Origin of the sequence: Catellatospora sichuanensis (genome assembly GCF_007483665.1) — a bacterium.
GTDB classification, from domain to species: Bacteria; Actinomycetota; Actinomycetes; order Mycobacteriales; family Micromonosporaceae; genus Catellatospora; species Catellatospora sichuanensis.
This window is the reverse complement of the sequence record NZ_VIQO01000030.1, coordinates 158093-175781: the sequence shown is the minus strand read 5'-3', so window position 1 is coordinate 175781 and position 17689 is coordinate 158093. Positions and strand designations below refer to the sequence as shown.

The 17689-nt window shown below is 73.2% G+C and carries 18 protein-coding genes; 5 read left to right on the top strand and 13 right to left on the bottom strand.

The window, feature by feature from the left end; genetic code table 11:
* The 3 genes from FLL47_RS34545 to FLL47_RS34535 form a co-directional block, all read right to left on the bottom strand.
* Positions 1-2772: a sensor histidine kinase gene (locus tag FLL47_RS34545; protein ID WP_144126851.1), complete on the bottom strand. Its 2772-nt coding sequence runs from the start codon at positions 2770-2772 to the stop codon at positions 1-3.
* A gap of 173 nt (positions 2773-2945) precedes the next feature.
* Complete coding sequence (locus tag FLL47_RS34540) at positions 2946-4232, bottom strand: M20 metallopeptidase family protein (RefSeq protein WP_144126850.1); 1287 nt, start codon at positions 4230-4232, stop codon at positions 2946-2948.
* 50 nt (positions 4233-4282) lie between these two features.
* Entirely contained in the window at positions 4283-5524 is a 1242-nt protein-coding gene (locus tag FLL47_RS34535) for an MFS transporter (RefSeq protein WP_186316077.1), read from the bottom strand.
* A gap of 156 nt (positions 5525-5680) precedes the next feature.
* Between FLL47_RS34535 and FLL47_RS34530 the strand changes: the two genes are divergently transcribed.
* Both FLL47_RS34530 and FLL47_RS34525 read left to right on the top strand, forming a co-directional pair.
* Positions 5681-6163, top strand: coding sequence for a cation:proton antiporter regulatory subunit (locus FLL47_RS34530; protein ID WP_144126848.1), 483 nt, complete (start codon positions 5681-5683; stop codon positions 6161-6163).
* Positions 6164-6168: 5 nt separating this feature from the next.
* Positions 6169-7395 carry a cation:proton antiporter gene (locus FLL47_RS34525; RefSeq protein ID WP_144126847.1) on the top strand — a complete coding sequence of 409 codons (1227 nt, stop codon included), beginning with the start codon at positions 6169-6171 and terminating at the stop codon, positions 7393-7395.
* 202 nt (positions 7396-7597) lie between these two features.
* Here FLL47_RS34525 and FLL47_RS34520 read toward each other — a convergent pair whose 3' ends face one another.
* From FLL47_RS34520 to FLL47_RS34500, 5 genes are all read right to left on the bottom strand, one after another.
* A complete protein-coding gene (locus FLL47_RS34520) occupies positions 7598-8113 on the bottom strand; it encodes a DinB family protein (RefSeq protein WP_144126846.1) in 516 nt (171 codons plus the stop codon).
* A 21-nt stretch (positions 8114-8134) separates the two neighbouring features.
* Positions 8135-8821 carry a LysM peptidoglycan-binding domain-containing protein gene (locus FLL47_RS43755; protein WP_222106325.1) on the bottom strand — a complete coding sequence of 229 codons (687 nt, stop codon included), beginning with the start codon at positions 8819-8821 and terminating at the stop codon, positions 8135-8137.
* Between the two features lie 85 nt (positions 8822-8906).
* Positions 8907-9128, bottom strand: coding sequence for a hypothetical protein (locus FLL47_RS34510; RefSeq protein ID WP_144126845.1), 222 nt, complete (start codon positions 9126-9128; stop codon positions 8907-8909).
* The gene (locus FLL47_RS34505) at positions 9128-9451 is read right to left on the bottom strand and encodes an ArsR/SmtB family transcription factor (RefSeq protein WP_144126844.1); all 324 of its coding nucleotides are present in this window, start codon (positions 9449-9451) and stop codon (positions 9128-9130) included. The genes FLL47_RS34510 and FLL47_RS34505 overlap by 1 nt, the downstream gene beginning before the upstream one ends.
* 92 nt (positions 9452-9543) lie before the next feature.
* A complete protein-coding gene (locus FLL47_RS34500) occupies positions 9544-10344 on the bottom strand; it encodes a helix-turn-helix domain-containing protein (protein WP_144126843.1) in 801 nt (266 codons plus the stop codon).
* A gap of 111 nt (positions 10345-10455) precedes the next feature.
* On the opposite strand from FLL47_RS34500, the gene FLL47_RS34495 reads away from it, so the two are divergent.
* A complete protein-coding gene (locus FLL47_RS34495; protein WP_222106331.1) occupies positions 10456-11721 on the top strand; it encodes an alpha-L-fucosidase in 1266 nt (421 codons plus the stop codon).
* A 16-nt stretch (positions 11722-11737) separates the two neighbouring features.
* Here FLL47_RS34495 and FLL47_RS34490 read toward each other — a convergent pair whose 3' ends face one another.
* Positions 11738-12193: a hypothetical protein gene (locus tag FLL47_RS34490; protein ID WP_144126841.1), complete on the bottom strand. Its 456-nt coding sequence runs from the start codon at positions 12191-12193 to the stop codon at positions 11738-11740.
* Between the two features lie 52 nt (positions 12194-12245).
* A complete protein-coding gene (locus FLL47_RS34485) occupies positions 12246-13484 on the bottom strand; it encodes an MFS transporter (RefSeq protein ID WP_144126840.1) in 1239 nt (412 codons plus the stop codon).
* A 144-nt stretch (positions 13485-13628) separates the two neighbouring features.
* On the opposite strand from FLL47_RS34485, the gene FLL47_RS34480 reads away from it, so the two are divergent.
* Entirely contained in the window at positions 13629-14255 is a 627-nt protein-coding gene (locus FLL47_RS34480; protein WP_144126839.1) for an aspartate/glutamate racemase family protein, read from the top strand.
* 23 nt (positions 14256-14278) lie between these two features.
* Here the strand turns inward: FLL47_RS34480 and FLL47_RS34475 are convergent, their stop codons facing one another.
* Both FLL47_RS34475 and FLL47_RS34470 read right to left on the bottom strand, forming a co-directional pair.
* Positions 14279-15085, bottom strand: a complete 807-nt coding sequence (locus FLL47_RS34475; protein WP_144126838.1) for a TIGR02452 family protein — start codon at positions 15083-15085, stop codon at positions 14279-14281.
* Positions 15086-15384: 299 nt separating this feature from the next.
* Positions 15385-16410, bottom strand: a complete 1026-nt coding sequence (locus FLL47_RS34470) for an aldo/keto reductase (RefSeq protein ID WP_144126837.1) — start codon at positions 16408-16410, stop codon at positions 15385-15387.
* A 52-nt stretch (positions 16411-16462) separates the two neighbouring features.
* Between FLL47_RS34470 and FLL47_RS34465 the strand changes: the two genes are divergently transcribed.
* A complete protein-coding gene (locus FLL47_RS34465; RefSeq protein WP_144126836.1) occupies positions 16463-16834 on the top strand; it encodes a MerR family transcriptional regulator in 372 nt (123 codons plus the stop codon).
* A 41-nt stretch (positions 16835-16875) separates the two neighbouring features.
* On the opposite strand, the gene FLL47_RS34460 is transcribed toward FLL47_RS34465, so the two are convergent.
* Positions 16876-17625, bottom strand: coding sequence for a GntR family transcriptional regulator (locus FLL47_RS34460; RefSeq protein WP_144126835.1), 750 nt, complete (start codon positions 17623-17625; stop codon positions 16876-16878).
* Between the last annotated feature and the right edge of the window lie 64 nt (positions 17626-17689).

The window sequence follows — 17689 nt, the reverse complement described above, 5'->3', positions numbered from 1 at the left end:
TCATTCCCCTTCGCCTTGCCCTTCCTCGTGCCGCGGCGCTGTGCGCGGGCTCGGCCGTCGCGGCAGTGCGGGCCGGTCCTCGGGCTCCGGCTCGGGCTCGCCCGGGCCGCGGGGTTCGGTGGCGAGCTGTTCGGCGGCGAGCCGGCCCCGCCGGCTTCCCTGCTGGTATGCCGCGATCAGGCTGTACACCTGCGACGCAGGGCGCTCGGGCGGCCCGGCGGCGACGTCGCCGGGCGCGCCCGGCGGCTGTTGCGACACGCCGGTGGTCAGCCGCAGCTCCAGGCCCGGCGGCGACTCCGGAGGTCCCTCGCCGACGTGCACGGCCTCGGCGCGGTCGGCCAGGGGCACCGCGGGCACCGCCGGGCGGGCGCGCACGGGCAGGCCCGACGGCGTGTACACGGTGCCCTCGACCGGGCCACGCGGGGCGGGCACCACGGTGCCGCCGGGCAGACCGGCGTCCGAGGTGGAGCCGTTGACCCGGGCGGCGGCCGCGGCGGCGGGGGCGGCTGCGGCGGGGGTTGGGGGCGCGGCGACGGCGGGCGGGGGTACGGCGGCCGGGCCGGCCGCGGACGGCGCGGTCTCGGCTGCTGGTTCGTCCCCTGGCGACACGGCTGACCGGTGCTCGTGCTCGGACGCTTCGCCCACCGGGGACCCGGCGTCGGGCAGCTCGACCACCTGGGGCCCGGACTCGGCCGCTTCGCCCACCGGGGATGCCGCCGCGGCAGCGGGCGCCCGGCGGGGTGCGCGGACGGGCAGGTCCGATGTCGGCCGGGGCGATGCCGCGGTGCCGACCCGGAACTCGCCGTCGTCGGTGGCGCGAACGGGCAGGGCCGCGGCCGGCTGCGGCGCCGTGGTCGTGACGACGCGATGCTCGCCGCTGTCGGACACCGGCGTCCAGGCGTCGGAGACCAGGCTCGACGGGAGCAGCACGATCGCGGTGGTGCCGCCGCCGGCGGAGGGCTGCAGCCGCACCTTGATGTGGTGGCGCTCGGCGAGCCGGCCGACGACGTACAGGCCGAGCCGCGGGGTGCCGGTGAGCAGGAATTCGGCGGGTTCGTGCAGCTGGGCATTGGCCTGTTCCAGGTCGGCGGCGGTCATCCCCAGGCCGTGGTCCTCGACCTCGATCACGTACCCGGCGCCGACCGCGGAGCCCCCGACGTTGACCAGGGTGTGCCGGGGCGAGAAGGCCAGCGCGTTCTCCATCAGCTCGGCCAGCAGGTGCACCACGTCGCCGACGGCGTGCCCGGCCAGCCCTGCGGCCTCGCTGGGCAGCACGTTGACCCGCGGGTACTCCTCCACCTCGGCGACCGCGGCGCGGATCACGTCGACTACCGGGATGGTGCGCCGCCAGCCGCGGCCGGGCACGGCGCCGGCCAGCACGATCAGGTTCTCCGCGTTGCGGCGCATGCGGGTGGCCAGGTGGTCGACCCGGAACAGCTCGTCGAGTTCGGCCGCGTCGCTGGCCCGGCGTTCCATGGCGTCGAGCATGGTGAGCTGGCGGTGCACCAGGGTCTGGCTGCGCCGGGCCAGGCTCAGGAACAGGTCGCGTACGCTGCGGCGCAGCTCGGCCTGCTCGACGGTGGCCCGGATCGCGGTCTCCTGCACGGCGTTGAACGCCTGGCCGACCTGGCCGATCTCGTCGTCGCCGAACGCCAGCGGCGGCGCCTCGGCGACGACGTCGACCTCCTCCCCGGCCCGCAGCCGCTGCACAACTCTGGGCAATCGCGCCGTGGCCAGTTCGTCGGCGGCGTCGCGCAGCAGTCGCAGCTGGGTCACGATGGCCCGGGCGGTGGTGATCGACAGCACGATCGAGGCGACGACGGCGATGAGGCCGAGGCCGGCGGCCAGGATCAGCCGCACGATGACCAGGATGGTCGGGCCTTTCGCGCGGGCGATGGTCGCCTCGGCGAGGTCGATGTCGAGCTGTGCCACCGCGGTCAGCGCGGGGTCGAACGCGGCCCGCCAGTCGGCGGCGCTGACCGGTGGCGCCTCGTTGGGTCTCGCCCGGGCGACGACCAGGTCCTCGATCTGCGCCAGGCGGGTCAGCGCGGGACCGTCGAGCACCGGCTGGTAGATCGCCTTGTCGTCGGGCAGGCCCTCCAGCCCGGTGGCGCGGATGTTGCGCTGCGCGCCGACCAGCTGGGCGAATTCGGCGGCGTCGGTGGCGGAAAAGCGGCCCGCGGCGAGCACGCCCGACATGAGCGCGTCCTCCTGCGACAGCAGCTCCCGCCCCCGGGACATGATCAGCAGATGGCTGAGCTGGTCGTTGATGGCCTGGTCGTCGAAGCTGGCGATGGTCGCGAAGATGCGGTATCCGACGCCGATGGTCTGCGTGTAGTAGGCGACGGTCGCACCTCGCTCACCGCTGCGCTGGTCGACGTCGGCGCGTACCGGGCCGAGTCCGTCGAGCATCCGGCCCAATTCGGCGATGTTGCTTTCGGCGATCGGGGTGGCGGCCCAGCCGGCGGTGGTGCCGCGGACCGAATCGCGGAAGCGGGCCGCGGCGGCGTCGGTGGCGGCCCGGGCGGTGGCCAGCTCGTTGCGGTGGTCGCTGTCGCCCGCGGCCAGCACCACGGCGGAGATGCGGCGCTCGGCCTGCAGCGCGGCGACGAGCGAGTCGGTGGGCCGGCCCACCTCCTGGTCGAGGGTGCTGATCCAGAATAGGTTGAGGCCTTCTCGCATGGTCACGAATGCGGCGAAGGCCCACAGCGCGGCGAGCGAGGCCAACAGGAAGGCGATCTTCGCCCGCAGGTTCGAGGTCCGGGAGCTCATCACTTTCCCACCGACGCTAGAGGGTGCCGACCGCGACGGTCCGCGCCTGTCGGTGCTATGACCGCCACGCAAGGTGACTGACAACCAGCACTCAACACGACGCGGACGCCACGTCGTCGCACCCACTGTGCGACACGTCAGAAAGCCGTGGTGAAGTCTCCTAAACAGACGTCCTAACGCGACAGACGACGCCAGGCCAGCTCCGCCAGCAGCACCGCCCCATCGGGCACCACCGCGTCGTCGTGGCGGGCCTCGGGCGCATGGTTGAGCGGCGCGGTCATCGGGTCCAGGCCGGGCGGGCAGGCGCTGAGGAAGACGAACGCCCCCGGCACCTGCTCGAGCACGTACGACATGTCCTCGGCGCCCGCCTTCGGGTTGGCCATCCAGGCGAAGCGGTCGTCGCCGAACAGCTCCGCGGCGGTGCTCGCGGCGAACTCGGCCTCGCCGCCGTCGTTCATCGTCACCGGGTAGCCGGGGATGTAGTCGGCGTCGGCGGTGAGCCCGTGCGCGGCGGCGATGCCGTGCACCACGTCCAGCACGCCCTGCCGCACCCGTTCCCGGGTGGCCGGGGAGAACGAGCGCAGCGTCGCGGCGAATTCGGCCTGCGCCGGGATGACGTTCTCGGCCGTGCCGGCGTGGAAGCTGCCCACCGTGATCACCGCGGGGTCGAAGACGTCGATGCTGCGGGTGACGAACGTCTGCAGCGCGGTCACCATCTCGCACGCGGCCGGGATCGGGTCCTTGGCGAACTGCGGCGCGCTGCCGTGGCCGCCCGCGCCGCGCACGGTCACCTTCAGCGTGTCCGCGGCCGCCAGCATCGGCCCGCGCCGGGTGGAGAAGCGCCCGTACGGCTCGATCGCCGACAGGACGTGGATGCAGTACGCGGCGACCGGGTGCTCGCCCGCGGCCTCCAGCAGCCCCTCGGCGATCATCGGCTCGGCGCCGCCGGGCCCCTCCTCGCCGGGCTGGAACATGAAGATCACGCTGCCGGGCAACCGGTCGCGCACCCCGCACAGCAGCCTGGCCGCGCCGACCAGCATCGCCACGTGCAGGTCATGGCCACAGGCGTGCATGGCGCCGTCCACCTCGGAGGCGTACTCCAGCCCGGTCAGCTCGGTCACCGGCAGCGCGTCCATGTCGCCACGCAGCAGCACCACCGGACCGGGCCGGCCGCCGCGCAGCACGGCGACCACCGAGCTGAGCGAGCGCCCCGTGGTGACCTCCAGCGGCAGCCCGTCCAGGGCCTGCAGCACGGCGGCCTGGGTCTGCGGCAGGTGCAGCCCGATCTCGGGCCGGCGGTGCACGGCCCGGCGCAGCGCGATGAGGTCGTCAGCGTGATCCGGCACGGCGGCGCGGAAGCCGGAGTCGTCGGGCACGACCGGCGCCGAGCCGGCCTCAGCGGGCGCGGAGTCGGCGGCGGTGACACCCGTGGTGGTGGCGGGCGAGGCGAGGGTCGACATGGCGGCACGTTAGCCGAACCCCGCCGTCCGCGACAGCCCTCGCGCCGGCGTCAGCCCGCCACTGGGAGGTCGACCCGTTTCGGCAGCAGGGCGCCCAGCCGCAGGAGCAGGACGTAGGCGACGGCACAGCAGGCGATCAGGGCCAGCCACGGCATCGCCGGGCCGCGGGCCAGCAGCCAGGTGGCCAGGCCCGGGCTCAGCGCCTTGCCGATGTTCCAGGACAGCTGGTAGACGGCGGTGTACCGGCCGCGCACGTGGTCGGGTGCGGCGTCGGTGACCAGCCCGATGCCGGACGGGCCTTCGAGCAGGTTGGCCGCCGTCGCGGCGAGCATGGCCAGGATCAGGCCCGGTGCGACGAGGTGGCCGGGCACACCGGGTAGGGCCGCGTACACGGCGAACGAGGCGGCGAAGGCCACCGCCGCCCAGCGCAGCGCGGCGGTGCGCCGGCGGCGTTCCATCAGTCGGCCGATCACCGTCTGCAGGCCCGCGATCAGCACGGTCTCCATGGTGAACAGGACGCCGACCAGCCACAGCGGCCCGTGCAGCACCTGTGACACGTAGATCGCCAGCAGCAGGCCGGGGACGGCCATGCTGCACACGAGCAGCAGGTTGACGAGGACGAACAGCAGGTACACCCGGTCGCGCAGCACGGTGCGGAAGGAGCCTGCCTCGCTGGGCCCGGCCTGCTCGCGCGGGATGAGGCGGGGCCGCCACGTGCCGACGAGCAGGGCGAGGCCGACGAAACTGGCCGCGTTGACGGCGGCGAGCGCGGGCAGCACGTGCGGGCCGGGGGCGGCCGCGGCGAAGGCGGCGGTGAGCCCGCCCGCGGCGAAGGAGGCATTGCGCAGCGCGATCTGCGCCGCGAGCCAGCGAGGCCGGTCCGGCACGTCGACCACGGCGGCGGTCATCGACCGGATCGCGACCCAGAAGGCGGCGTCGCCGACGGCGGCCAGCAGCGCGCAGACCGCGATCTGCCATACGTCTGCGGCGAGCAGGAAGCCGCCCATCCCGGCGGCCTGCAGTACTCCGCTGGCGACCAGCGTGGGCTGGGGGCCGAGCCGGTCGGTGAGCGGCCCGGCCAGTACGCCGAGCGGCAGCGCCACCAGGCGGGCGAGGGTGACCGCGGCGCCGACGGCGGCCAGGCTCGCGCCGGTCCATTGGCTGAGGAAGAGCAGCAGGAACGGCGCGAACAGGCCGTTGCCGAGGGCGTCGACGGCCAGGGCGGTGAGCAGGCGGCCGTTGCCGCGGGTCCGGGGCAGGCCGAGCCGGTCGACCAGGGGGTATGCGGTCACCCGGTGATCATCGAGGATGAAGCGGACTTGAAGTCAACCACATACTGACCTGCGACTATGTCGGACTTGGCATCGTAACGGGCAGGATGGCGCTAGACCAGTTACCTATCGGTTCGGTAGGGTTACCTCAGTCGATCACGCACTGGAGGTTGAGCCTTGGACGTCGAGCGCACCGCGTTACCGGGTATCGGGTTGCGGCACGAGTTCCAGACCAAGCGGGGACAGCACGCGGCCGTGGTGTCGCACGTCTCGGGCCGGCGGGACATCGTGATCTACCGCCCTGACGATCCCGATACCGCCGTGGTGACGTTGTCGCTCAACACCGACGAGGCCAACGGCGTCGCCGAACTGCTGGGCACCTCCCGCATCGTGGAGCGCCTGGCCGACCTGCGCCGCCAGGTCGTCGGCCTGCTGACGGTGCAGGTGCCGGTCATCGCGGGCTCGCCGTTCGACGGACGCACCCTCGGCGACACCCAGGCCCGCACCCGTACCGGCGCGTCCATCGTCGCGGTCATCCGCGGCGGCGAGATCCTCGCCAGCCCCCGTCCCGATTTCGTGTTCCACCCCGGCGACCTCGCCGTCGCGGTGGGCACGGCCGAGGGCACCGCCGCCGTCACCGACATCCTCGACAACGGCTGACGCGTATGCACGGAGCCCTCGTACTGATCGAAATCGGCGCGGTCATCCTCGCCCTGGGCCTGCTCGGCGCGGTGTCGCTGCGGGTCGGCATCTCCCCCATCCCCCTCTACCTGCTCGCCGGCCTCGCCTTCGGCAAGGGCGGCCTGCTGCCCATCGACGAGGCGGGCGACTTCGCCGCGACCGGGGCCGAGATCGGCGTCATCCTGCTGCTGTTCACCATGGGCCTGGAGTACACCGCGCCCGAACTGGTCAGCACGCTGCGCCACAACGCCCCGGCCGGCCTGGTCGACCTGGTCCTCAACTCCGCGCCCGGCGTCATCGTGGCGCTGCTGCTGGGCTGGGGCCCGGTCGCGGCCGTCGCGCTCGGCGGCATCACCTACGTGACCTCGTCCGGCATCACGGCGAAGGTGCTGGCGGACCTGAACTGGCTGGGCAACCGCGAGGTGCCCATCGTGCTGTCGCTGCTGGTCTTCGAAGACCTGACCATGGCGATGTACCTGCCGATCCTGACCGCGATGCTCGCCGGCGCGAGCTTCGCGACCGGCCTGACCACGCTGGGCATCGCGGGCCTCACCATCACGGTCATCCTCGTCGTCGCGCTGAAGTTCGGCCGGTACGTGGAGAAGTTCGTCGCCTCGCCGAGCTCCGAGGTGCTGCTGCTCAAGGTGCTCGGTCTCACCGTGCTGGTGGCCGGCATCGCCCAGCAGCTGCAGGTTTCCGCCGCGGTCGGAGCGTTCCTGGTCGGCATCGCGCTGTCCGGGCCGCTCGCGCACACCGCCCGGGAGCTGCTCACGCCCCTGCGCGACGTGTTCGCGGCGGTGTTCTTCGTCTTCTTCGGGCTGCAGACCGACCCGACGGCGCTGCCGCCGGTCGCCGGCGTCGCCATCCTGCTGGCACTGGCCGGCATCGCGACGAAGATGGCCACCGGCTGGTGGGCCGCCAAGCGGGCGCACATCAGCGTCGCGGGCCGGCTGCGCGCCGGGGTGGCGCTGCTGCCGCGCGGTGAGTTCAACATCGTCATCGCCGGTCTGGCCGTCGCGGCAGGCATCGAACCGCAACTCGGTCCGCTGGCGGCGGCGTACGTGCTGATGCTGGCCGTGCTCGGCCCGCTCACCGCCCGCGGCGTCGAACCGCTGATCAACCGGATCAGCCGCCGTCGCCGCACCCTCGACCCGGCCACCGCCGCCGCCCAGCGGGGCGTCGACCCCGACGCGTCCCCCGCCCAGGCCTGACCCGCCCGGCGGCACGCCGCCCCGACCCCGCCTTTCACAGACGGTGGCCTATCTCATCGAAAATATCGAGATCGAACTCGATGAGATAGGCCACCGTCGTCGTCGAGCCGGGCGGGCGACGGCACCGGCTTCCGGCCGCACGGGTCGTCGACCACCGGCGGCCCGACGCGCCCGTGGTGCTGCGCCTGTCACCGCCGCCGGTTCACTCCCACAGGTAGGCGTGCCACGGACCGACCGCGTCGGTGTAGCGGGTGGCCAGGGCCTGCGTGATCTGTCCCAGGTGGACGTGGTCGTGGGTGGTCCAGGTGGCCAGCAGCTGGCCCATGGTGACCGGGCCGAAGGCCGGGTGTGCGCCCTCCCGGTCGAGGTCGTCGTCGGTCAGCTCGAAGCCGCGCAGCGCGGCGACGTTCTCCGCGCGCAGGGTGCGGAACAGGTCGAGCAGCTCGGCGGTGCTGCGGTCGGCCGCGATCGTGACGTGGCCGTCCCGGTCGAACGGGGTGAACGGCACCGACGCGCCGTGGTCGAGGATGATGCGGGCGCGCGGGATCCAGTCGGTGCGCTCGCCGTGGATGAAGTGGCCGAGCACGTCGTGCGCGCTCCACTCGCCGTCGGCGGGCCGGTGCCGGGTCCACCCGTCGCCGAGGTCGCCCAGCAGGGCGTCGAGCACGTCGGGCGTACGGCTCAGCGCGGCGATCGCGTCAGGAAGCTGGAACGTCATGGTCATCAGCGTAAGGGGCGCTCATGACACCCGCAGCCGCTGATCGATCTGGATCAGGTCCGGGTCGGTGATCACCGGGTTGAGCTTGACCAGGGCGGGCACGGTCGTCTGGTAGCGCCCGGCGATCGCGGTGAGGGTGTCGCCCGCCCGCACCGTGTGGTACGCGGCGGGGGGCAGGGACTTCTTCGACGTGGCGGCCTTCTTCGGGGTGGCCGCCCTTTTCGCCGCCTTGCGCGGCGCACGCTTGCGGGCGGGCCCGGGAGCCGCACCGCCGGCCTTCTTCGCCAGCCGGGCCAGCGCCTTGGCCACCTGGGCCGCGGACATGGCCAGGTGCACGTGGTCGGCATGGGCGGCGTCGGTGGCCGCGCCGTACGAGGCGATCGGCTTGCCGTTCTTGACGTAGAAGCCGTCGTCGTCGGCGAACGGCGTGGTGTGGATCAGTTCGACGCACAGGTCGCCGAACTCGTCTTCGATCCACTTGGCCAGGTCGCGGCCCATCCGCGCGTCCGCGCCGACGCCGAAGTCGATCGCGGCGGTCGGCGAGCCCCGGTGGTGCAGGCCGTAGTGGTGGCTGACCTCGCCGTGGTCGCCGTCCATGCCGGAGGTCACGTAGACCTCGGCGCGCTTCGGGTAGTACCGCGCGATGAGGTCCAGGATGCCGTCGCCGGTCGGTCCGGTGCGGACCGCGGACCATCGCCGCAGCGCCACCGCGACACCTCCCCGTGGGTGCCGGGGACCGACCGGAACCGGTCCCGCACGTCCCATGGTAGGTGCCGCGGCAGCGCGTGCGGTGTCAGTCGACCGAGGCCAGCACCTTCTCGATCTTCGCGACACGGGCCTGGAGGTCGGCCAGCTGGGCGGATATCGCGGTCAGTTGCTCGGCGGCGGGCGCGGATGCGGCCTTGGCGTCCGCGTTCTGCCTGCGGTGCCAGAGCACCATGCCGATCACGGAGATGGCCAGCATGCCGACGATCCAGATCGTGCCCATGCTCATGGCCCATGACGTGTTGACCATCAGTTGTTTCCCTCCTCGGTGGTGAGCGTCCGCGCGGCCAGCGCGATGCTCTGCGGGGTGAGCGTCACGGCGAACGGCACCGTGTCGTAGTACTTCATGGCCTTGCCGTCGGCGGACAGCTCGAACGCGGCGGTGACCAGGCCCGCCGCCTCCAGCTTGGCCAGGTGTAACTGCAGCAGCGGCCGGCTGATGCCCAGCTCGCGGGCCAGCGCGCTCACGTAGTTGCGCCCGTGCGCCAGTGCGGCGATGACGCGCATGCGGTGCGGGTTGGCCAGTGTCGCCAGGATCCGTGCCAGTTCGTCGCCGCTGTGCGACGTCTCCATCGGGCCCCCTAGCTTCGTCTTTCACCTGCAAGAAAAAACTAGCATGTGCCCGCATGCGCTGTCGAGTGCAATAAACGACAGTGGAAGCCGGTTCAGCGGGCGGCGCGCAGTCCGCGCGGGGACAGGCCGAACTCGCGGCGGCAGGCCTTGTTGAACGCCTGAAGGTCGGCGATGCCGACAGAGGCGGCGATTGCCGGGATCGACAGCGTCGAGCGGCGCAGCAGGTGCTCGGCCCGCGCCAGGCGACGGCGGCGCAGGTACGCCACCACCGTGTCCCCGGTCTCGGCCCGGAACAGCCGGGTCAGGTGGTTGTGCGACACCCCCGCGTGCCGGGCGATGTCCGGCACCGACACCGGCTCGGCCAGCCGCGACTCGAGGTAGGCCATCGCCGCGGCGACCGCGGGATGCGGCTCGCCGGATCGGGTGTCGGGCGCGGCGCGCGGCAGCTGGGCCACCCGCCACAGCACCGCCCACACCTCCGCCGCGGACTGGCGCGTCGGGCGCGGCGAGGCCGCCACCGCCTGGCGCAGCATGGTCGACAGCGCAGCGGCCTGTGCTCCGGCGTCCTGCATCACGGGCACCGGCAGCGGCGTGCCGGTGCGCGGGATGCGCAGGTGGGCGTAGAGGTGTTCGGAGCGGCCCCGATAGTCGAAACGCACCCCGACGCCGGGCGGGATCAGGCTGACGTGACCGGGGCGGATCGCATGCGTGACGCCGCCCGCGGTGAGTTCGCCCTGGTAGCCGTACAGGTGGAGCTGCCACAACTCGGGCAGCAGGAACGACTCGCGGGCCACGGTCGTGCCGTGCACACCGACGCCGATGTTGGCCACCTGCGGCGGGGTGTCCAGGTGCAGGCGCACGCTCCGTCCGCCGGGTACGAGCAACCCCGCCATGGTGAAAACCTACCAGTGATGGTGAGCCTGACCCACGCGCTGCCAGGCGATCGGGCCATAGCCTTACCCACCGTCGACCAGAAATGACAGTCAAGGAGCACCATCGTGGCGATGCAGCCCTGGTTCGCCGAGGCCAAACTCGGCATCTTCCTCCACTGGGGGATCTACGCCGTCGACGGCACCCTGGAGTCGTGGGCCTTCTACGCCGGCGAGGTCCCGCACGAGCAGTACATGCGCCAGCAGGACGGCTTCGCGGGCGAGAACTACGACCCGAAGGCCTGGGCGGACCTGTTCGCCCGGGTCGGTGCGCGCTACGCGGTGCTGACCGCCCGCCACCACGACGGCATCGCGCTGTGGGACTCCGCGCAGGGCGGCCGCAACGTCGTCGAGCACACCCCGGCCGGGCGCGACCTGATCGGCCCGTACGCGCAGGCGCTGCGCGAGCGCGGGCTCAAGGTCGGCCTCTACTACTCGCACTCGGACTGGAACCACCCCGACTACCCGTCGGTGCGCAGCCAGGGCGAGGCCCAGCACGTCAACGACAGCGAGTGGGTCGCCCCGCAGGACGGCAGGCCCGACGATCCGCAGGCCTGGACCCGCTACCTGTCCTACCGCGACGGGCAGGTCGGCGAGCTGATCGACCGCTACCGCCCGGACCTGCTCTGGTTCGACGGCGAGTGGGAGCGCAGCGAGCAGCAGTGGCGCATGCGGGAGCTGTCCGAGCAGATCCTCACCGCCAACCCGGAGACCGTCCTCAACGCGCGGATGATGTCCTACGGCGATTACGCCACCCCGGAGCAGGGCATCCCGATGCAGGCGCCGGACGGTCCGTGGGAGTTGTGCCTGACCGTCAACGACTCGTGGGGCTACCGCCACAGCGACACCAACCAGAAGTCCGTGGGCCAGCTGGTGCGCTACTTCACCGAGACCATCGGCATGGGCGGCAACCTGCTGCTGGACGTCGGCCCGAAAGCCGACGGCACGATCCCGGCCGAGCAGGTCGAGCGGCTGGAGGGCCTGGGCGCGTGGATCGCGCGGCACGAGCAGGCGGTGTTCGGCACGGTCGCCGGGCTGCCCGCGGGCCACCACTACGGGCCGAGCACGCTGTCCGCCGACCGGCGCACCCTCTACCTGGTCTGCTTCGGCGCGCCGGGCGAGACCATCGCGCTCAAGGGCCTGCGCACGCCGATCAAGCGGGCGTACGTGCTGGGCCCCGGCGCCGAACTGGGCCACCGGGTCACCGGCGGGTTGGGCGAGGTGCCGGGCGTTACCTGGGTCGACGCCCCGACGGCGGCGGACCTGGACCCGCACGCCACGGTGGTCGCCGTCGAACTGGACGGCGAGCTGGACCTGTACCGCGGCAAGGGCCGCGACTGAGCCCCGGCCGCCCTGGCTACGGCCGGGCGGCCGGCTCCCTGTCGTCGCGGTGCGCGGCCGCGTCGGCGTGCGCGGCCTGCAGCGTGTCGAGCCGGGTGCGCACGGTGGTGGTGGTGCGGCCCAGCCGCTTGCCGATGGCGCGGTCGGGCTGACCCTCGTGGTGCAGCTTCAGCGCCATGCGGTCGTTCTCGGCGGTCCAGCGCCGTCGGCCGTCCGCCGCGGAGGCCGGGCGAGCGGGCGGTGCCGGGTCGCCCGCAAACAGCTGACTCCACAGCTTCAGCCCGGCCAGCGCGACGCCTACCGTGACGGCGATGCCGAGCCAGCGGCCGAAGTCGTGTCGGCCGTATTCGACACCGGCGAAGCCGTAGAACCCCCACAGCAGGAACGCCCAGACCGCCATCAGGGTGAGTGCCAGCACGGCCCGCTTGAAGATCCCGGTGGGCGTCGTCGGCGGGCGTGCACTGTCGGGCATGGCGGCGAAGATATCACCTGGTGGCGAGCCGTCTGACCGACCGACCGCCTGGTCAGGCGGACTGCGGCTGCGGCACCGGTGCGGCCGTGGGTACGGCCCGCGGGGTGCGCCGGGCCCAGGCGACCGCGGCGGGGATCGCCGCACCGGTCGCGGCGAACAGGACCGCCATCGCCAGCCATCCGGCCAGGCCGTGCTCGAGGGCCAGCCAGACCAGCACGGCCGGGGCGAGCATCCGGCCGAACTGCGCCCCCATCGCGTAGGTCGCCTGGTACTGGCCCTGTGCGCCCTCCGGGGCGAGGCCGAAGGAGATCCCCCAGCCCGCCGCGGACTGGCGCAGCTCGCCGATGACGTGCACCAGCGCGCCGGCCACCAGCAGCGCGGCCGCGGCCCAGCCGGGCAGCCCGGCGGTGACCCCGAACAGCACGCACGCGGCCCCGACGAACAGGCCCGCGGTGCGGGCGGCCCGCGCGGCGCCGCCGAGGTCCTCGGTGCCGCGGGAGGCGCGCACCTGCAGCAGCACCACCATGGTGGTGTTGACCAGCAGCAGCACCGCGATGAGCCAGTGCGGCGCGTCGGTGTGGGCGGCGATCCACAACGGCAGCACCACGTTGAGGATGTCGAAGTGCATCGACATCAGCCCGTCGAGCGCCACGAACGCGAGGTAGGGGCGGTCACGCAGGGCGACCAGCCGCGGCCCGGGTGCCGCGGGCACCGGCGCGATGGCGGGCAGGCGGCTGCCGATCACGGCCGCGGCCAGGTAGCTGAGCACGTTGCCCACGATCATGAGGCGGTACGCGGTAGGTGTGTCCACGGCGATCGCGATGCCGGCCAGGGCCGCGCCGAGCGAGATGCCGACGTTCGTGGTGGCACGCAGGTAGGCCCGGCCCCGTACCCTGCTCTCGGGCGGCAGCGCACCCGCGATCATCGCGCCCCGCGCGCCGCGCTGTCCCGCGTCGGCCAGCGCGGTCACCGTGGCCAGTGCGATGAAGGCCGGGAAGGAGTCCACCAGCAGCATCGCGCCGGTGAGCCCGGCCAGCAGCAGGTAGCAGGTGAGCTGGACGCCGCGCGGGCCGCGGCGGTCGGCGAGGTAGCCCATCGGTGTGCTCGCGATCAGGCAGACGGCCGAGGCTGCGGTGAGCCCGAGGCCGAACTCGGCCGGGGACAGCCCGACGATCTTCGTGAGGTAGAGCGCGCCCACGGTCACCCACAGTCCGTTGCCGATGGTGTTGACCAGGGTGACCGCGGTGAGCACCCGCATCGGGCCGGGGTCGGGCAGGATGCGCTTGAACATGCCGCCACTAAACCGTACGTACGTACGGTTTGTAAAGCGTCCCGATCTTGCTGTGACGGCCGTCTCGCCGGACGACAGGCAGGGCCGGCCCGGTGCTACGTTGACCCGCCCTCGAATGTCCGACTCGCACGGAAACGAACGACGATGCTGGCTCTCCTGCACACCTCGCAGGCCCACGTGCTCACCTTCGACCGGCTCCGCAACGAGGACGCACCGACGCTGACGCTGTACCACATCGTCGCCGACCACCTGCTCGACGAGGCGCGCCGCCACGGCGTACCGGCCGTCGCGGACCAGGTCGCCCAGCAGATCGACCTCGCCATGGAGGCCGGCGCACGGGCCGTGCTGTGCACCTGCTCCACCATCGGCGCGCTCGCCGAGCAGGCGGCCGCACGGGCGGGCATCCCGGTGCTGCGCGTCGACCGGCCGATGGCCGCCGCGGCCGTGGCCGCCGGCCCCCGGATCACCGTGCTGGCCGCGCTCGCCACCACGCTCGCGCCGACCACGGCACTGATCGAGGAGGAGGCGGCCCGCGCGGGCCGCCCCGTCACGGTGTCCGCGAAGATGATCTGCGGCGCCTGGGACCGCCTCGAGGCCGATGATCTCGACGGTTACCTCGACCGGGTCGCCGCCGCGCTTGCCGGGGTCACCGACGCCGACGTCGTCGTACTCGCTCAGGCCTCGATGGCGCCCGTCGCCGACCGCGGGTTGACCGCCATTCCGGTGCTGGCCTCACCGCGCCTGGGCCTGCGCGCCGCCGCAGCGCTCTGACCGCACCGGCCTGCCGGCACCGGTCAGGCCGCGGCGCCGAACGCCCTCGCGAACGTCGCGTGCACCGGGGTGCCGGACAGGTTGTCGTAGATCGCGAAGACGACGCGGTCGAAGCGGTCCACGGTGCGCAGCGCGTCGGCGAAGGCCTGCGCCACCACCGCCGGGTCGTTGCGGAACACCCCGCAGCCCCACGCGCCGAGCACGAGCGTGCGGTGCCCGTGTGCGGCGGCCACTTCGAGCACCCGGGTCGCCCGGCGCAGCAGGACCGCGGGCACGTCGGGCAGGTGCTCGGGCTGGTTGCGGGCGATCGCGCCCAGGTTGGGCGCCGCCGCCGTCAGGAACGAGGTCCGGTACGCCTCGTCGAGCAGGTTGCCCCTGTCGTCACGGAACACCGGCACGCCCGGCGAGTAGATCACCCGGTCGCTGTAGCGCAGGTCGCGCTGCGCCCGGTGGTACGCGTAGAAGTCCGGCGCGGCCAGCAGGCTGGGGTAGAGCGCCGATGCCCGGGCGATGCTCTCCTCCTGCGCCTTCGCGCCGCCGAGGAAGCCGCCGCCCGGGTTCTTCGCCGAGGCGAACACCAGGCAGGCCGCCTCCGGTCCCGCACGCCGGGCGGCGACCAGCGTCGACTCACGGGTCACCTCGATCGCCGGCTGCGGGTTGCGCGCTCCGGTCGGGGTCAGCTGCTCGTCCGGCTCGTGGTGGCGGGTATCGGCGACGGCCGCTCGCACCGCGGTTCCGATCACGACCTGCGCCCCCGCCGCATTGCGGTACTCTCCGCGCTCCGCGATCTCCACCGTCTGCCGCGCGATCTCGCGCAGTCGCCCGCTCACGTCCCCGCCCCGTCCGTCTTCCACACGACGGCAACGGTGACAGGCCCGCTGTCGCGCGGCAACCGCATTGTCGGCTGCCGGCCGTGCGGGAGGCGTCCTGCCCTGGCGGATCAGGGCAGTGCACAGCCTCCCGCGGCACGCGGCCCGGGACGCCCGCCACATGCGAAAAGCGGTCTGCTCGTTTCGGGACGCTCAAGCGTCCCGAAACGAGCAGACCGCGACCGCATATGTCCACCGGGCGCACGTCAGCCACGCAGGTGAGCCGGCAGGGACCACCCGGCGAACGTCAACCACGCAGGTCAGCCGACAGCATCCACCCTGCGAACGGCACCGCGCAGGTCCGAAAGCAGCGACTCGACCTCGGCGAAGGCGTCGGCGGGCAGCGGCGTGCGGGCAAGCGGGGCGAAGTTCTCCTCGGCCTGGGCGACGGTGCGGCAGCCGGGGATCGGCAGGTTGTGCGGGCTGCGGGCGAGCAGCCAGCCCAGCGCGCCCTGGGTGAGGGTGCGGCCATCGGCGGTGAGCGCCGCACGGACCCGGTCGACCCGCTGCGCCCACTCCGGGGTGGGCACGCCGTCGGTGAACCAGCGCAGCCACTCCGGGTTCTGACCGCGGACGTCGTCGCGCCCGATGGCGCCGGCGGCGCCGTGATACTTGCCGGTGAGCAGGCCCATCGCCAGCGGGCCGCGGTTGAGCCCGGCCAGGTTCCAGGCGGCCAGCACGTCGACCATGGCGGCGTTGTCGTTCAGCACCGAGGTGTCGTACTGCACGGCCGCGCAGTGCGTCCCGGCCTTCGCGAACGCGGCGGCGCGCTCCGGGTCGTCGGTGCTCCAGCCGTACGCCCGGATGCGGCCCTGCGCGACCAGGTCTTCGAGGGTCTCCACGAGGTCGAGGGCCTGGCCGGTGGGCAGGCCGCCCAGGTGCAGCTGGTAGAGGTCGAGGTGGTCGGTGCCGAGCCGGTCGAGGATGCCGTCGAGGCAGCTGACCGCATACGCCGCCGAGGCGTCCTCGCCGGTGGCCAGCCGGGTCTGCTCCTGCACCGTGTAGCCGAACTTGCTGGCGATGACCGCGCTGTCCCGCCGTCCGCGCAGGGCCCGGCCGAGCACCCGCTCGCTGTGGCCCGCGCCGTAGTTGCTGGAGGTGTCGAACAGGGTGATGCCGTGGTCGAGGGCGGCGTGCACGGTGCGGATCGACTCCTCGTCGTCGACCTCGCCCCAGCCGAAGGGCTGTCCGTCGTCGCCCCACAGCGGGCCGCCGATCGCCCAGCAGCCCATGCCCAGCGCGCTGACCTCGATCCCGCTGCGGCCCAATGTCCGTGTCGTCGTCATGCGGGCCAGCCTGACACCTGGAGCGCGCTCCAGGTCAAGCTATCGTGGACGGATGAGCGCCTACACCCCCTCCGAGACGTCCCGGCGCAGCGGCTTCAGCCTGGACACGCTGCGCTACTACGAGCGCATCGGCCTGCTCAGCGAGGTCGACCGCACGCCCGGCGGGCAGCGGATCTTCTCCGATCACGACCTGGGCTGGCTCGGGCTGCTGCGCTGCCTGCGCGACACCGGCATGCCGATCAACCAGATGTGCCGCTTCGCGGAGCTGGCCCGCACCGGCGACGAGACCGTCGCCGATCGCGTCGAGCTGCTGCGCGCCCACGCCGAAGCGGTCGAGGAGCAGATGGCGCTGCTGGAACGGCAGTACGGGCACCTGCGCGAGAAGATCCGCTACTACGAGCGCGAGCTGGCCGCCCAGGCGTAGCGCCGGCGCGCCCCACCGCGACGCACCGGACCACGTCTCCGTCAGCGCGGCGGGGCGCCCCACTGCACCGACACCTGGTGCACGGTGCGCTCGGCGCGGACCTGCATCAGCCCGCCCGCGAGCACGGCCCGGTCGACCACCCCGACCGCGCCGTCGCGGGTGCGGGTCACCCGGTCGCTGACCAGCACCGGGCTGTCCGCGCTCTGGTGCAGCAGGGCCGCGCCGGCCTCGCCGAGGGTGGCGGCCGCGATGCGCTCCGACGCCGAGGCGATCTCCATGCCCGCGTCGGCGAGCGCCGCGTACAGGGCCGTGGCGGTGAAGTCGACGCCGCGCACCAGCTGCGCGTACGGCTGGTCCACCCAGGACACCTGGTGGATCGCGGGCACGCCGTCGAGCAGCCGCAGCCGTTCCAGCCGCAGCGCCTTGGCGGTGCCATCGGTGCGCTCGCCCCACAGCTGTGCGACCCAGGCGGGCATGGCGCGCTGGGAGCAGGAGACGACCTCGGTGGTGACCTGGTGTCCCTGGTCGCGCAGGTCGTCGACGAAGCTGCGCAGCGTGTCCAGCCGGTACGCGGGCCGCGCGGGCGCGACGAAGGTGCCCCGGCCCGCTTCGACCACGATCAGCCCGTCGTCGATCAGGGCCTGCAGTGCCTGCCGCGCCGTCGCCAGCGCCACGTCGTAGCGCGCGCTCAGCTCGCGTTGCGCGGGCAGCGCCGTGCCCGGCGGGTACTCCCCGGCGCGGATGCGCTCGGCGAGGTCGGCGGCGATGACCCGGTAGCGGGGCCCGGCCATGCGGTGGCTCCTGTCGGTGCGGCGGCGGAATCGCTCCAGTATCGCGACTCCGCCGCCGCCCGGC